Source organism: Streptomyces sp. NPDC057617 (assembly GCF_042800555.1).
GTDB lineage: Bacteria > Actinomycetota > Actinomycetes > Streptomycetales > Streptomycetaceae > Streptomyces.
The window spans coordinates 517,132-531,346 of sequence record NZ_JBHVGV010000005.1; the positions used below are offsets into that span (position 1 = coordinate 517,132).

The 14,215-nt window shown below is 71.4% G+C and carries 14 protein-coding genes; 11 read left to right on the top strand and 3 right to left on the bottom strand.

Translation table 11 applies throughout. The annotated features are described in order from the left end of the window. The first annotated feature begins 86 nt into the window (after positions 1-86). From ispG to ACFU9P_RS16210, 4 genes are all read left to right on the top strand, one after another. Positions 87-1,241, top strand: a complete 1,155-nt coding sequence (ispG, locus tag ACFU9P_RS16195; protein WP_376386873.1) for a flavodoxin-dependent (E)-4-hydroxy-3-methylbut-2-enyl-diphosphate synthase — start codon at positions 87-89, stop codon at positions 1,239-1,241. Between the two features lie 132 nt (positions 1,242-1,373). Next, on the top strand, positions 1,374-2,219 hold the full coding sequence (locus ACFU9P_RS16200; protein WP_376386871.1) for a GNAT family N-acetyltransferase: 846 nt from the start codon (positions 1,374-1,376) through the stop codon (positions 2,217-2,219). 15 nt (positions 2,220-2,234) lie between these two features. After that, on the top strand, positions 2,235-2,816 hold the full coding sequence (locus ACFU9P_RS16205) for a GNAT family N-acetyltransferase (RefSeq protein ID WP_376386869.1): 582 nt from the start codon (positions 2,235-2,237) through the stop codon (positions 2,814-2,816). Between the two features lie 82 nt (positions 2,817-2,898). Next, positions 2,899-4,590, top strand: a complete 1,692-nt coding sequence (locus tag ACFU9P_RS16210) for a proline--tRNA ligase (protein ID WP_384080930.1) — start codon at positions 2,899-2,901, stop codon at positions 4,588-4,590. Between the two features lie 163 nt (positions 4,591-4,753). Here the strand turns inward: ACFU9P_RS16210 and ACFU9P_RS16215 are convergent, their stop codons facing one another. The 3 genes from ACFU9P_RS16215 to ACFU9P_RS16225 all read right to left on the bottom strand — a co-directional run bounded on the left by ACFU9P_RS16215 (position 4,754) and on the right by ACFU9P_RS16225 (position 6,741). Continuing rightward, a complete protein-coding gene (locus ACFU9P_RS16215) occupies positions 4,754-5,665 on the bottom strand; it encodes an aminoglycoside phosphotransferase family protein (protein ID WP_384080933.1) in 912 nt (303 codons plus the stop codon). An 81-nt stretch (positions 5,666-5,746) separates the two neighbouring features. Next, the gene (locus ACFU9P_RS16220; RefSeq protein ID WP_376385913.1) at positions 5,747-6,169 is read right to left on the bottom strand and encodes a ferritin-like domain-containing protein; all 423 of its coding nucleotides are present in this window, start codon (positions 6,167-6,169) and stop codon (positions 5,747-5,749) included. After that, positions 6,166-6,741, bottom strand: coding sequence for a hypothetical protein (locus tag ACFU9P_RS16225; RefSeq protein WP_384080937.1), 576 nt, complete (start codon positions 6,739-6,741; stop codon positions 6,166-6,168). The genes ACFU9P_RS16220 and ACFU9P_RS16225 overlap by 4 nt, the downstream gene beginning before the upstream one ends. Before the next feature lie 160 nt (positions 6,742-6,901). Here ACFU9P_RS16225 and rimP point away from each other — a divergent pair, with 160 nt between their 5' ends. From rimP to truB, 7 genes are all read left to right on the top strand, one after another. Beyond that, positions 6,902-7,399 (top strand): ribosome maturation factor RimP, encoded by a 498-nt coding sequence (gene rimP, locus ACFU9P_RS16230; RefSeq protein ID WP_376385916.1) that lies wholly within the window; start codon positions 6,902-6,904, stop codon positions 7,397-7,399. A gap of 2 nt (positions 7,400-7,401) precedes the next feature. Further along, positions 7,402-8,451: a transcription termination factor NusA gene (nusA, locus tag ACFU9P_RS16235; RefSeq protein WP_376385918.1), complete on the top strand. Its 1,050-nt coding sequence runs from the start codon at positions 7,402-7,404 to the stop codon at positions 8,449-8,451. Between the two features lie 92 nt (positions 8,452-8,543). Beyond that, positions 8,544-8,822, top strand: a complete 279-nt coding sequence (locus ACFU9P_RS16240) for a YlxR family protein (protein ID WP_376385960.1) — start codon at positions 8,544-8,546, stop codon at positions 8,820-8,822. 149 nt (positions 8,823-8,971) lie between these two features. Next, a complete protein-coding gene (infB, locus tag ACFU9P_RS16245; RefSeq protein ID WP_384080942.1) occupies positions 8,972-12,124 on the top strand; it encodes a translation initiation factor IF-2 in 3,153 nt (1,050 codons plus the stop codon). 144 nt (positions 12,125-12,268) lie between these two features. Further along, positions 12,269-12,562 carry a DUF503 domain-containing protein gene (locus ACFU9P_RS16250; RefSeq protein WP_376385922.1) on the top strand — a complete coding sequence of 98 codons (294 nt, stop codon included), beginning with the start codon at positions 12,269-12,271 and terminating at the stop codon, positions 12,560-12,562. Positions 12,563-12,664: 102 nt separating this feature from the next. Beyond that, positions 12,665-13,162, top strand: coding sequence for a 30S ribosome-binding factor RbfA (gene rbfA / locus ACFU9P_RS16255; RefSeq protein WP_384080945.1), 498 nt, complete (start codon positions 12,665-12,667; stop codon positions 13,160-13,162). Further along, complete coding sequence (truB, locus tag ACFU9P_RS16260; RefSeq protein ID WP_384080948.1) at positions 13,159-14,058, top strand: tRNA pseudouridine(55) synthase TruB; 900 nt, start codon at positions 13,159-13,161, stop codon at positions 14,056-14,058. Before rbfA ends, truB begins: the two co-directional genes overlap by 4 nt. Positions 14,059-14,215: the final 157 nt, after the last annotated feature.

The following is a 14,215-nucleotide window of genomic DNA, read 5'->3' on the forward strand; positions in this document are numbered from 1 at the left end:
GCTCGGGCGGTGCGTAGTGGCGTAATCTCGGGGCCGGAGCCCGCCCGTCCCGGGACCTTGATTCATACCTTGGGGTTGCACAGCAGATGACCGCGATTTCTCTCGGAATGCCGTCCGTTCCGACCAAGCTCGCCGAGCGGCGGGTCAGCCGTCAGATCCAGGTCGGGTCGGTGGCGGTCGGTGGGGATGCGCCGGTGTCGGTGCAGTCGATGACGACGACGCGTACCTCCGATGTGGGTGCGACGTTGCAGCAGATCGCTGAGCTGACGGCGTCGGGGTGCCAGATCGTACGGGTCGCCTGTCCGACGCAGGATGACGCCGACGCGTTGGCGGTGATTGCGCGGAAGTCGCAGATTCCGGTGATCGCGGATATTCATTTCCAGCCGAAGTATGTGTTCGCGGCGATTGACGCGGGGTGTGCGGCGGTGCGGGTGAATCCGGGGAACATCAAGCAGTTCGACGACAAGGTGCGGGAGATCGCGAAGGCGGCGGGGGAGGCGGGGACCCCGATCCGGATCGGGGTGAATGCCGGTTCGCTGGATGCGCGGCTGCTGCGGAAGTACGGGAAGGCGACGCCGGAGGCGCTGGTGGAGTCGGCGCTGTGGGAGGCGTCGCTGTTCGAGGAGCACGGGTTTAGGGACATCAAGATCTCGGTGAAGCACAACGATCCGGTGGTGATGGTCAACGCGTACCGTCAGCTGGCCGCGCAGTGCGACTACCCCCTCCACCTCGGCGTCACCGAAGCCGGCCCCGCCTTCCAGGGGACCATCAAGTCGGCTGTGGCGTTCGGTGCGTTGCTGAGCGAGGGGATCGGGGACACGATCCGGGTCTCGCTGTCGGCGCCGCCGGCCGAGGAGGTCAAGGTCGGCCTGCAGATCCTGGAGGCCCTGAACCTCAAGCAGCGCCGCCTGGAGATCGTCTCGTGTCCTTCCTGTGGGCGTGCGCAGGTGGATGTGTACAAGCTGGCGGACGAGGTGACGGCGGGCCTGGAGGGCATGGAGGTCCCGCTGCGCGTGGCCGTGATGGGCTGTGTGGTGAACGGTCCGGGTGAGGCGCGTGAGGCGGATCTCGGTGTGGCGTCGGGCAATGGCAAGGGGCAGATCTTTGTGAAGGGGGAGGTCATCAAGACCGTTCCCGAGTCGAAGATCGTGGAGACCCTGATCGACGAGGCCATGAAGCTCGCCGAACAGATGGAGAAGGACGGCATCGCCTCGGGCGAGCCCCAGGTCTCCGTGAGCTGACACCTCTCCCAGCAGGGTCCCGCGGCCACCGCCCTCAGGGGGCCGGCCGCGGGACCTTCCGCTGTGGGCAGCACGCCATGCACCCGCCAGGTACAGTGCGGAGATCAGCAGACCGTATGGTGAGGCACCCTCGTGTTGACGCACACCACCACTCGGGTCCTCGAACCCGGCGAACTCGGCGCCGCGCTCGCCATTCTGGAGAGCGAGCCCGTCGCCAACGCCTTTGTGACCTCCCGTGTGCAGGTCGCGGGGCTCGACCCCTGGCGCCTCGGCGGCGAGATGTGGGGCTGGTACACGGCGGGGCAGCTCCGCTCGCTCTGCTACTCCGGCGCCAATCTCGTACCGATCTGCGCCACCCCCGAAGCCGTGCGCGCCTTCGCCGACCGCGCCCGCAGGACCGGCCGCCGCTGCTCCTCGATCGTCGGCCCCGCCGAGTCCACCGCCCTGCTGTGGCGGCTGCTGGAGCCCCACTGGGGCCCCGCCCGCGAGGTCCGCGCCCACCAGCCGCTGATGGTCACAGAACAGATCCCCGCCGTGGTCGCGCCCGACCCCTTCGTCCGCCGGATCCGCAAGGACGAACTGGAAGTGATCATGCCGGCCTGCGTGGCCATGTTCACCGAGGAGGTCGGGGTCTCCCCGCTCGCGGGCGACGGCGGACTGCTCTACCAGGCGCGGGTGGCCGAACTCGTCGGCGCCGGGCGGTCGTTCGCCCGTATCGACGACGGCCGGGTCATCTTCAAGGCGGAGATTGGCGCGGCCACCCCCCAGGCCTGCCAGATCCAGGGGGTCTGGGTCGACCCCGAATACCGCGGCCGCGGCCTCTCCGAGTCCGGCATGGCGGCGGTCGTACGGTACGCGCTGGCCGATGTCGCCCCCGTCGTCAGCCTGTACGTGAACGACTACAACACCCCGGCCCGCGCCGCCTACCGCCGGGTCGGGTTCCGGGAAGTGGGCGCCTTCATGAGCGTGCTGTTCTGAAAGTAGGGTTCGCCCATGCTGAGCATCCCCGGGGGCACCCCCCGGATTCCCGACGTCCAGGTAGCGCCGGTCGATCTCGCCGCACGCGTCGACGAGGCGCTCGCCGTGCAGGCCCTCGCCTTCGGGCTCAGCGAGGACGAGATCGGGGTGCGCCGCCACATCGTGCTCCGGCATCTCATGTACCCCGGCTGCCGTGCCTTCGGCGCCACCACCGGGGGCGGTCGGCTCGTCGGATTCGTGTACGGCCTGCCGAACGACCGCGGTCACTGGTGGTCCACGGTCGTCGAGCCGTATCTGCGCGCCACCGCCTCCGAGAGCTGGCTCGACGACTCCTTCGTGATCACCGAACTGCATGTCCACCCGCAGTTCCAGGCCCGCGGCATCGGCCGCGCCCTGATCACCACCATCACGGACACCGCCGCCCAGCCCAAATCGATCCTGTCGGCCATCGACATCGAGAACCCGGCCCGCCGGCTGTACCGCAAACTGGGGTACGAGGACCTCGCCCGCCAGGTCCACTTCCCCAGCGCGCCCAAGCCGTACGCCGTGATGGGGGCGCCGCTGCCGTTGCGCAGACCGGGCGGCGGCGAGAACTGATTTCCGCCTGCCGGTGCGCCCCGGCTAACCTCCAGGCATCAGCCGAGAGAACACAGAACGCAGAACGCCAGGAGTGCTCCCCATGTCCCAGGTCCAGCGCATGTCCCGTTTGATGGTCAAGACACTGCGCGACGACCCGGCGGACGCCGAGACCCTCAGCCACAAGCTGCTCGTCCGCGCGGGGTATGTCCGCCGTACGTCCGCCGGCATCTGGAGCTGGCTGCCGCTGGGCAAGAAGGTCCTCGACAACATCTCGCGCGTCGTCCGCGAGGAGATGGACGCGATCGGCGCCCAGGAGGTGCTGCTTCCCGCGCTGCTGCCCAAGGAGCCGTACGAGGCGAGCGGCCGCTGGGAGGAGTACGGCGACCTGCTGTTCCGGCTCAAGGACCGCAAGGGCGCCGACTATCTGCTGGGCCCCACGCACGAGGAGATCTTCACCCAGGTCGTCAAGGACCAGTGCACGTCCTACAAGGACCTGCCGGTGATGCTCTACCAGATCCAGACGAAGTACCGCGACGAGGCGAGGCCGCGCTCCGGCGTGCTGCGCGGGCGCGAGTTCCAGATGAAGGACTCGTACTCCTTCGACACCACCGACGAGGGGCTGGCCGAGTCGTACGCGCTGCACCGCGCCGCCTACCAGAAGATCTTCGCCAGGCTCGGTCTCGACTTCCGGATCGTCTCGGCGGTCTCCGGAGCGATGGGCGGCTCCGCCTCCGAGGAGTTCCTGGCGCCCGCCGCGGCCGGTGAGGACACCTTCGTGGACTGCCCGGCCTGCGACTACGCGGCCAACACGGAGGCGGTCACCTTCAACGCGTCCGTACCCGCGGCGGACGCGGCAGGACCGGTCGAGGAGCTGGACACCCCCGACACCCCGACCATCGAGACGCTCGCCGCGTTCCTCGACGTACCGGCCTCGGCGACGCTGAAGAACCTGCTGGTCAAGGTGGACGGCGAGATCACCGCGGTCGGGGTGCCCGGCGACCGCGAGGTGGACCTCGGCAAGCTCGGCGAGCACCTCGCCCCCGCGGTGGTCGAGCTGGTCACGGCCGAGGACTTCGAGGAGCGGCCCGATCTGGTACGGGGCTATGTCGGCCCGCAGGGCCTCAAGATCCGCTACATCGCCGACCCCCGGATCGCGTCCGGCACCGCCTGGATCACCGGCGCCAACAAGCCCGGCACTCACGCGCGCAATGTCGTGTGCGGCCGGGACTTCGAGGTCGACGACTACCTGGACGTGGTCGTCGTCGAGGAGGGCGACCCCTGCCCCGTGTGCGGTACGGGCCTCAAGCTGGACCGCGCGATCGAGATCGGCCATATCTTCCAGCTCGGCCGCAAGTACGCCGACACCTTCCAGCTCGATGTCCTCGGCCAGCAGGGCAAGCCGGTGCGGGTGACGATGGGCTCGTACGGCATCGGCGTCTCGCGCGCCGTGGCGGCGCTGGCCGAGCAGACGGCCGATGAGCACGGCCTGTGCTGGACCCGCGAGATCGCCCCGGCGGACGTCCACGTGGTGGCGGCCGGCAAGGCGCTCCAGACGGAACTGGCCCTTGAGGTCTCCGAGAAGCTCGCCGCGGCGGGGCTGCGGGTGCTGGTGGACGAGCGCGCGGGGGTCTCCCCGGGCGTGAAGTTCACGGACGCGGAGCTGATCGGCGTACCGCACATCCTGGTGGCGGGGCGGCGTGCGGGTGAGGGCGTACTGGAGCTGAAGGACCGGCGCACGGGTGAGCGCGAGGAACTGACCACGGCGGAGGCGATCGCCCGCCTGGCCGGCTGACTTCCCGGGGCTCCGCCCCGGACCCCGGTCCTCAATCGCCGGACGGGCTAGATTTCGCTGCCGCGAAAACCCAGCCCGCCCGGCGTTTGAGGGCAAAAATCAGCCCGTCCGGCGATTGAGGACATCGAGGGCACCCGGGTCCGGGCGGAGCGCGGTCGCCCGCTTACAGCCAGCCGGCGAATTCCAGGAGGAGTTCCGCGCTCTGGCGGCGGCCCGCCCTCAGCGCCCGTACCCCCGACTCCACCGCACGGAACAGCGTCCACCCCCGCAGCCGCCCCCCGTCCATGTCCAGCGAATCCGCCAGCCTGGTCACCCGGCGCCGCGCCGACGAAGGGCCCGACGAGGCCGCCACCAGGTCCTCGACCCGGTCGCGGGCCAGCCGGGCCAGGTCATAGGCGGGCTCGCCGACCAGCGGCTCGGGACCGACCGCGAGCCAGGGCGCGCGCTCGCCGGCCAGCACCTTGCCCTGCCCGAACGCGCCGTGCAGCAGACGGCTGTCCGCCGCCGAGGCCGCGGACGCGCAGAGTTCGTCGCGCGCCTCCAGCGCCGCCGAGACCAGCGGCCCCAGCCCCTCGTCCACCGACTCACGCAGCGCCGCCGACTCCCGGGCCGTCCGCTCGGCCACCGTCTCGAAGCCATGGCCCTCCGGTGGTTCGACCCAGAGCCGCCGTACCGTACCCGCCGCTTCCAGCAGCGCCTTCGCCTCGGGCAGGGAGCGCAGCGAGATCTCCGGCTGGAGGCGTTCCAGCAGCAGCGCGGTGTCGGTGGTGGAGGCGGGGTCGAGCAGTTCCACCGCGCCCCAGCCCTTCCAGTGCGCCAGCGCCGCCCGCTCCAGCGAGGGGGCCGCGAAGGACGGGGCGATCTTGAGCGTCGCGGGGGAGCCGTCGGCCCGGCGTACCAGCACCACAAGACCGCCCCGGCCGCCCGGCGCGACCACCCGCTCGACCTCCAGCCCGCGCGCGGCGACCGCCTCACCGGCGAGGGCGGGGAGCAGGCTCAGCCACTCGGCCGCGGCCGGTTCGCCGTACTGCTCGCCGAGGGTGCGCACCAGGCGCTGCGGCGGTTCGAAACCCATACGTGCGTGGTTACCTTTCCGGACTTTCCTGGCTCATGGCCGGTCGCATGGGCTCACGGGCTGATGGCCGGGCCCACCGGCTCACGCGCGCTCGGCGAGCCCAGGAAAGGCTACGCCCGTGCCGCGCCAGCGAACGGCGCGCACCGCGGCCTCCCGCAGCGCGCCCGCCGCCTCCCGCCGCAGGGGCCCTTCGGCCGCCCGTACGAGATCGGAGTAGACGCCCGCGACCCGGTCCTCCAGGGCGGCGGCGAGACGTACGGCCGCGGCGGCGTCCGGCACCGCGAACGGCAGGGCGTACGCCGGCTCGGCCACCGCCGGTCTCCCGCCCAGATCGCGCACCGTACGCGCGAGCGCGTCGCGCCGGGCCCGGTGCGCGGTGTGCGCCGCGTCGGCCTCGGCCCGGCGGCCGTCGTCGACACGGCCCCCGACGACCCCGTACCCGTACACCGCGGCGTGCTCCGCGGCGAGCGCCGCCTGTGCGGCGTCCAGCGCCCGCTTGCTCATGAGCCGGATCCTTCCGTCAGCAGCTCCGACAGCAGATAGGCGTGTGCGGCGCTCGCCGCGGCGAGCGAGGCCAGCAGCCGGGCCAGCTCCGGGGGCGCCTTCATGAGCGTGGCGGTGTGCGCGTCGGCGGTACGGCGCTCCACCGCGGCCAGGTCCTTGAGCGCCTGCTCCGCGTCGCCCGCGACGGCCGGGAGCACCGGCGGCCTCGCGGTGGCGGAGGGCGAGGGGGTGTCTGACAGTGAGGGGCGCGCGGAGGGTGCGGGGCTCGCGGGCCTGCGCGCCGGCGGCGCCAGCGCGTCCACCTGGCGTGCGACCGCCGCCCGCAGCGGCGCCAGCGCCTCGCTCTCGTCCGGATACGCGTTCAGCATCGCGTCGTACCGCCCGAGCAGTTCACGGCGGGTGTCCGCGGACCGCAGCCGCAGCGCGCTCTCCGCCCGCGCGGCCTTCGTACCGCTGGACACCCTGCCGTCCGCGGAGTCCGGGGTGCAGCCTGTCAGCAGACCCGCCGCGGTGGCCGTCGCGGCGCCCGCGGCCCTCAGCGCATGCCTCCGTGTCGTCCCCGTGCGCCCCACGCGTCTCTCTCCCCTGTCTTCGGGCTTCGCGATGATCACCGCAGGCGAGCGTACCCGCGGGTCATCAGCGGGTGGACGGCAACACCCCTTCGGACCGGATACCCTTTGATCTGACACACGACGATCCCACAACAGCACACGCGGCCGAGGAGTCACCCGGATGAGCACCACCCAGAGCGAAAGGCTGCGCGGACTGCTGGAACCGCTCGTCAGCGCGAAGGACCTGGATCTGGAGCAGATCGAGGTGTCCCGGGCAGGCAGGCGTCGTGTGCTGAGGGTCGTGGTGGATTCCGACGAGGGTGTTGACCTCGACGAGTGTGCCGAGCTGAGCCGCTCCATCTCCGAGAAGCTCGACGAGACGGACGCGATGGGCGAGGACGAGTACCAGCTCGAAGTGACCTCTCCGGGCGCGGAGCGCCCCTTGACCGAACACCGTCACTACGAACGTGCCATCGGCCGGCTGGCCAGATTCCAGTTGCACGAGGACGGCGAGCTGGTCGCCCGCATCCTCACCGTCGACGACGAGGGGCTCGGCCTCGAAGTGCCGGGCGTGAAGGGGCGCAAGCCGACCGCCCGCCGGATCGAGTTCGCGCGGATCGACCGGGCGCGCGTGGAGATCGAGTTCAGCCGCAAGGACAAGAAGGAAGAGGAGGCGTAGCCGTGGACATCGATGTGAAGCTCCTGAAGGGCTTGGCACAAGAGAAGGAGATCCCCTTCGATCTGCTGGTCGAGGCGATCGAATCCGCCCTCCTCATCGCCTACCACCGCACGGAGGGCAGCCGCCGGCACGCCCGGGTCGTGCTGAGCCGGGACAACGGGCATGTGACCGTCTGGGCCAAGGAGGACCCCTCCGAGCTCGAAGAGGGCCAGGAGCCCAAGGAGTTCGACGACACCCCCTCGGACTTCGGCCGGATCGCCGCGACCACCGCGCGCCAGGTCATCCAGCAGCGGCTGCGGGACGCCGAGAACGATGTCACCTTCGGCGAGTACGCCCGCCGGGAGGGCGATGTCGTCGCCGGTCTGGTCCAGCAGGGCAAGGACCCCAAGAACGTCCTCGTCAAGCTGGACGACAAGCTGGAGGCCATCCTTCCGGTGCAGGAACAGGTGCCGGGCGAGGAGTACACGCACGGTCTGCGGCTGCGCACCTATGTGGTGCGGGTGGCCAAGGGGGTGCGCGGCCCTTCGGTGACGCTCTCCCGTACCCACCCCAACCTGGTCAAGAAGCTCTTCGCGCTGGAGGTCCCGGAGATCGCGGACGGCTCGGTCGAGATCGCCGCGATCGCCCGCGAGGCCGGCCACCGTACCAAGATCGCCGTACGGTCGACCCGGTCCGGACTCAACGCCAAGGGCGCCTGCATCGGCCCGATGGGCGGCCGGGTCCGCAATGTGATGGCCGAGCTGCTCGGCGAGAAGATCGACATCGTCGACTGGTCGGACGACCCGGCCGAGATGGTGGCCAACGCGCTGTCGCCCGCCCGGGTCAGCAAGGTCGAGGTGGTCGATCTGGCCGCGCGGTCCGCGCGGGTGACCGTGCCGGACTACCAGCTCTCGCTGGCGATCGGCAAGGAAGGGCAGAACGCCCGGCTGGCCGCACGGCTCACCGGCTGGCGCATCGACATCCGCCCGGACACCGAGCAGACGGACGACGACCGCGGCGGCGACCAGGGCAACAGGGCCGGCGACCGCGGCGGCGACCGCGACCGCGGCTGACGGCCCCGGACGGCCGACACGATCTTTGAGCAGTCGCGCGTTCGACCCTTGCCCCAAAGGGGTGAGGTCGGTGCGGGGAGGTAGACTTGAACATGTCTGGCCGGACGAGCGCCCGAGCCTGCCCTGAGCGAACGTGCGTGGGGTGCCGGGAGCGAGCGGCCAAGGACGATCTGCTGCGCATCGTGGTGGCCGGGACACAGTGTGTCCCCGACCGACGCGGTACGCTGCCCGGCCGGGGTGCGTATGTGCACCCCGCCTTGAACTGTCTCGATCTGGCGGTCCGCCGCCGGGCGTTCCCGCGGGCCTTCCGGGTCCAGGGGCCGCTCGACTGCGCGGAGCTGCGCCGGTATGTCGAGCAGGCGGCACTGTAGGAAGAAGTACGGCACGGAACCCCGTGCGGTTCAGGTACCTCGCGAGTTGGAAGTAGGTCGAGATTGCGATGAGCACTCGATGAGTACGCGATGAGTACGCCCATGAAGTAGCGACGGTCCGGCGGTAACCCGGACCTAAAAGGAGCGAAGTGGCTAAGGTCCGGGTATACGAACTCGCCAAGGAGTTCGGCGTGGAGAGCAAGGTCGTCATGGCCAAGCTCCAAGAACTCGGTGAATTCGTCCGTTCGGCGTCGTCGACGATCGAGGCGCCGGTTGTACGCAAGCTGACTGACGCTTTGCAGGGGCCCGGCGGCAACGCCGGCAAGACCACTGCCAAGCCCGGGGCGCCCCGCAAGGCGACCCCCGCCAGGCCGGCCGCACCGGCCGCACCCCCGGCGGGTTCGCCGGCGCGCACGGCGCGCCCCGCCGCCCCCAAGCCCGGTGTCCCGGCCCCCAAGCCGGCCGTCGCCGAGGCGCCCAGAAGCACTCCCGTGGCGCCGAGTCCCGGACCTCGTCCGGCGCCGGCCCCCAGGCCCGCCGCGGCCGCGCCCAAGCCGGCGCCCGCCGCCCCGGCGGCCCCGGAATTCACCGCGCCCCCGTCGGCCCCGGCCGCCGGTCCCCGGCCCGGTGCCACCCCCGGACCGCGTCCGTCCGCCCGCCCCTCGGGCGGCCACGGCGACCGTGACCAGCGGCAGGGTGACCGTGACCAGCGTCAGGGCGATCGCGAGCAGCGTCAGGGCGGCCGCTCCGGCGGTCCGCGCCCCGGCCAGGCCCCGCGTCCCGGCGCCCGTCCGGCCGGACCGCGTCCCGGCAACAACCCCTTCACCTCCGGCGGTTCCACCGGTATGGCGCGCCCGCAGGCGCCCCGTCCCGGCGGCGCCCCGCGTCCCGGCGGCCCCGGTGCCCCCGGCGGCCCGCGCCCGCAGGGCTCCGGCCAGGGCGGTCCCCGCCCGCAGGGCGGACCCGGCGGACAGTCCGGACGTCCCACCCCCGGCGGTATGCCGCGTCCGCAGGCCCCCCGCGCGGCGAGCGGCCCCGGCGGTGGTCCCGGTGGTAACCGTCCCAACCCGGGCATGATGCCCCAGCGTCCCGCGGCGGGTCCCCGTCCCGGCGGCGGCCCCGGCGGTGGCCGTGGTCCCGGTGGTGGCGGCGGTGCTCGTCCCGGTGGTGGCGGCGGTCGTCCCGGAGGCGGCGGCGGCTTCGCCGGCCGTCCCGGCGGTGGCGGTGGCGGCGGTGGCTTCGCCGGCCGTCCCGGTGGCGGCGGTGGCGGTGGCGCCCCGGGCCGTCCCGGTGGTGGTGGCGGCTTCGGCGGCGGTGGCGGCGGTGGCCGTCCCGGCTTCGGCGGCCGTCCCGGCGGTCCCGGTGGCCGTGGTGGCACACAGGGCGCGTTCGGCCGTCCCGGCGGGCCCGCCCGCCGTGGCCGCAAGTCGAAGCGGCAGAGGCGCCAGGAGTACGAGGCCATGCAGGCCCCGTCGGTCGGCGGTGTGATGCTGCCCCGCGGCAACGGACAGACCGTCCGTCTGTCGCGCGGTGCCTCCCTCACCGACTTCGCGGAGAAGATCAACGCCAACCCGGCGTCGCTCGTCGCCGTGATGATGAACCTCGGCGAGATGGTCACCGCGACCCAGTCCGTCTCCGACGAGACCCTCCAGCTGCTCGCCGACGAGATGAACTACGTCGTCGAGATCGTCAGCCCGGAGGAGGAGGACCGCGAGCTGCTCGAGTCCTTCGACATCGAGTTCGGCGAGGACGAGGGCGGCGAGGAACTCCTCGTGTCCCGGCCGCCGGTCGTGACCGTCATGGGTCACGTCGACCACGGTAAGACCAGGCTGCTGGACGCGATCCGCAAGACCAATGTCGTCGCGGGCGAGGCCGGCGGTATCACCCAGCACATCGGTGCGTACCAGGTCGCCACGGACGTCAACGGTGAAGAGCGCAGGATCACCTTCATCGACACCCCGGGCCACGAGGCGTTCACCGCCATGCGTGCCCGTGGTGCCAAGTCCACCGACATCGCGATCCTGGTGGTCGCGGCCAACGACGGTGTGATGCCGCAGACGATCGAGGCGCTCAACCACGCCAAGGCGGCCGACGTGCCGATCGTGGTCGCGGTCAACAAGATCGATGTCGAGGGCGCCGACCCGACCAAGGTGCGCGGTCAGCTCACCGAGTTCGGTCTGGTGGCCGAGGAGTACGGCGGCGACACCATGTTCGTCGACATCTCCGCCAAGCAGGGCCTGAACATCGACAGCCTGCTGGAGGCCGTGGTCCTGACCGCGGACGCCTCGCTCGACCTGCGGGCCAACCCGGAGCAGGACGCGCAGGGCATCGCGATCGAGGCCCACCTCGACCGTGGCCGCGGCGCCGTCGCCACCGTGCTCGTCCAGCGCGGCACGCTCCGCGTCGGTGACACGATGGTCGCCGGTGACGCGTACGGCCGTGTGCGGGCCATGCTCGACGACAACGGCAACAACGTGTACGAGGCGACGCCCTCGACGCCCGTCCTGGTCCTGGGTCTCACCAATGTCCCGGGTGCCGGTGACAACTTCCTGGTGGTCGACGAGGACCGTACGGCCCGGCAGATCGCCGAGAAGCGCGCCGCCCGCGAGCGGAACGCGGCCTTCGCCCGCAGGGGCGTCCGGTTCTCCCTGGAGAATCTGGACGAGGCCCTCAAGGCCGGCCTGGTGCAGGAACTCAACCTCATCATCAAGGGCGACGCGTCCGGTTCGGTCGAGGCCCTCGAGTCCTCGCTGCTCCAGCTCGACGTCGGCGAAGAGGTGGACATCCGGGTCCTGCACCGCGGTGTGGGTGCGGTCACCGAGTCGGACATCGACCTGGCCATGGGCTCCGACGCCATCGTGATCGGCTTCAACGTGCGCGCCGCGGGGCGCGCCGCGCAGATGGCCGAGCGCGAGGGCGTGGACGTCCGGTACTACTCGGTCATCTACCAGGCGATCGAGGAGATCGAGTCCGCCCTCAAGGGCATGCTCAAGCCGGAGTACGAAGAGGTCGAGCTGGGTACGGCGGAGATCCGCGAGGTCTTCCGCTCGTCCAAGCTGGGCAATATCGCGGGTGTGCTCATCCGCTCCGGCGAGGTCAGGCGGAACACGAAGGCCCGGCTCATCCGCGACGGCAAGGTCATCGCGGAGGACCTCAACATCCAGGGTCTGCGCCGCTTCAAGGACGATGTCACCGAGATCCGCGAAGGGTTCGAGGGCGGTATCAACCTCGGGAACTTCAACGACATCAAGATCGACGACGTCATCGCCACCTACGAGATGCGTGAGAAGCCGCGCGGCTGACGCGCTGGCTGACCGCTCCGGTCGGGGCCGGTCGACGGGACGAATTTCCGTCGATCGGCCCCGGCCGTTGCGTGTACGGTTCTTGTGCCCCTGCCAAGCGCTGGCAGGGCACCGAACCCGTACCGGCGGGACATCCGGACGTGCATGTATGTGGGGACGCTGTCCTTCGATCTGCTCCTCGGCGACGTACGGTCGTTGAAGGAGAAACGCTCCGTCGTCCGGCCGATCGTCGCCGATCTCCAGCGGAAGTTCACGGTGAGCGCGGCGGAGACCGGCGCTCAGGAGCTCTATCGCAGGGCCGAGATCGGACTGGCGGTGGTCTCCGGCGACTGGGGCCATCTGACGGAGGTGCTCGACCGGTGCGAGCGGATGGTGGCAGGCCGTCCCGAGGTGGAGCTGCTGTCGGTACGGCGGCGACTGTACGGCGACGAGGACTGACCGCCCGGCACGCGCCACCGGACGAAGACCGACCAGTAACAGAACCACTGGCCGCCAGAACCAGTGGCAGACAAGAAAACCAGAAGGAAGAGTGACGGACCGGTGACCGACAACGCGCGGGCCCGCAAGCTGGCCGATCGCATCCAGGTCGTGGTCGCGGAGACCCTGGACCGGCGTATCAAGGACCCGCGACTGGGGTTCGTGACCATCACGGACGCCCGCGTCACCGGCGACCTGCGGGAGGCCACGGTCTTCTACACGGTCTACGGCGACGACGAGGAGCGCGCGGCCTCCGCGGCGGCCCTGGAGAGCGCCAAGGGCGTTCTCCGCTCCGAGGTGGGCCGCCAGACCGGCGTCCGCTTCACCCCGACGCTGGCGTTCGTCCCGGACGCCCTGCCGGACAACGCCCGTACCATCGAGGACCTCCTCGACCGGGCGCGCGCCAAGGACGCCGAGGTACGGGAGGTGTCCACCGGCAAGACCTACGCGGCCGGCGCCGACCCGTACCGCAAGGCCGACTCGGACGAGGAGGGCACGGGCGACGCGGACGGCACGGAAGGCGCGGGCGGCCGTGGCACGGACGGTGCCGCCGCGGAATGACTCAGCAGAACAGCACGCCCGACGGCCTGGTCATCGTGGACAAGCCGTCGGGCTTCACTTCGCACGACGTCGTCGCCAAGATGCGCGGTATCGCCAGGACCCGGCGCGTCGGCCACGCCGGCACCCTCGACCCGATGGCGACGGGTGTCCTCGTCCTCGGTGTGGAGCGGGCCACCAAACTCCTCGGACATCTCGCGCTGACCGAGAAGGAGTACCTGGGCACGATCCGGCTGGGGCAGAACACCGTCACGGACGACGCGGAGGGCGAGATCACCTCGTCGGCCGACGCCTCCCTGCTCGCGCGCGAGGCCATCGACAGCGGGATCGCGGCACTGACCGGCGCGATCATGCAGGTGCCGTCCAAGGTCAGCGCGATCAAGATCGACGGGAAGCGGTCGTACGCACGGGTGCGCGGCGGCGAGGAGTTCGAGATCCCGGCCAGGCCGGTGACCGTCTCGTCGTTCCGGCTGTACGACGTCCGTGAGGCCGTCGCCGAGGACGGCACCCCGGTCCTCGACCTGGTCGTCTCCGTCGTCTGCTCCTCCGGTACGTACATCCGCGCCCTGGCCCGTGATCTCGGCGCCGGGCTCGGGGTCGGCGGTCATCTCACCGCTCTGCGCAGGACCCGGGTGGGCCCGTACGCGCTGGACTCGGCGCGGACGCTGGAGCAGCTCCAGAAGGAGCTGACGGTCATGCCGGTCGCGGAGGCCGCCGCGGCGGCGTTCCCGCGCTGGGACGTGGACGAGAAGCGGGCCGGGCTGCTGCTCAACGGCGTACGGCTGGACATGCCGGCGTTCGCATCGGCTCCGGTCGCGGCGTTCGGGCCCGGGGGGCGCTTCCTGGCGCTGGTCGAGGAGCAGCAGGGGAAGGCGAAGAGCCTCGCGGTCTTCGGCTGAGGCGTGAGGCATGAGGCCTGAGGCCTTTGGCCGGCCTCAGCGCGAGGCGGGCGAGGTGGGCCTGAGGCCCAGGCCTCGCTCGTACGCCTGATGCCTCACCGTGGGGGCGGGGAGGGACACCCGGCCGGCCCCCCGGCCCCCCCTCGCAAGGGGGCTG

What these genes read in the sequence shown, in the direction of transcription:
- ispG (WP_376386873.1), top strand. Translation starts at nt 87, where the DNA reads ATGACCGCGATTTCTCTCGGAATGCCGTCCGTTCCGACCAAGCTCGCC.
- ACFU9P_RS16205 (WP_376386869.1), top strand. Translation starts at nt 2,235, where the DNA reads ATGCTGAGCATCCCCGGGGGCACCCCCCGGATTCCCGACGTCCAGGTA.
- ACFU9P_RS16210 (WP_384080930.1), top strand. Translation starts at nt 2,899, where the DNA reads ATGTCCCAGGTCCAGCGCATGTCCCGTTTGATGGTCAAGACACTGCGC.
- ACFU9P_RS16215 (WP_384080933.1), bottom strand. Translation starts at nt 5,665, where the DNA reads ATGGGTTTCGAACCGCCGCAGCGCCTGGTGCGCACCCTCGGCGAGCAG.
- ACFU9P_RS16220 (WP_376385913.1), bottom strand. Translation starts at nt 6,169, where the DNA reads ATGAGCAAGCGGGCGCTGGACGCCGCACAGGCGGCGCTCGCCGCGGAG.
- rimP (WP_376385916.1), top strand. Translation starts at nt 6,902, where the DNA reads ATGAGCACCACCCAGAGCGAAAGGCTGCGCGGACTGCTGGAACCGCTC.
- ACFU9P_RS16240 (WP_376385960.1), top strand. Translation starts at nt 8,544, where the DNA reads ATGTCTGGCCGGACGAGCGCCCGAGCCTGCCCTGAGCGAACGTGCGTG.
- ACFU9P_RS16250 (WP_376385922.1), top strand. Translation starts at nt 12,269, where the DNA reads ATGTATGTGGGGACGCTGTCCTTCGATCTGCTCCTCGGCGACGTACGG.
- truB (WP_384080948.1), top strand. Translation starts at nt 13,159, where the DNA reads ATGACTCAGCAGAACAGCACGCCCGACGGCCTGGTCATCGTGGACAAG.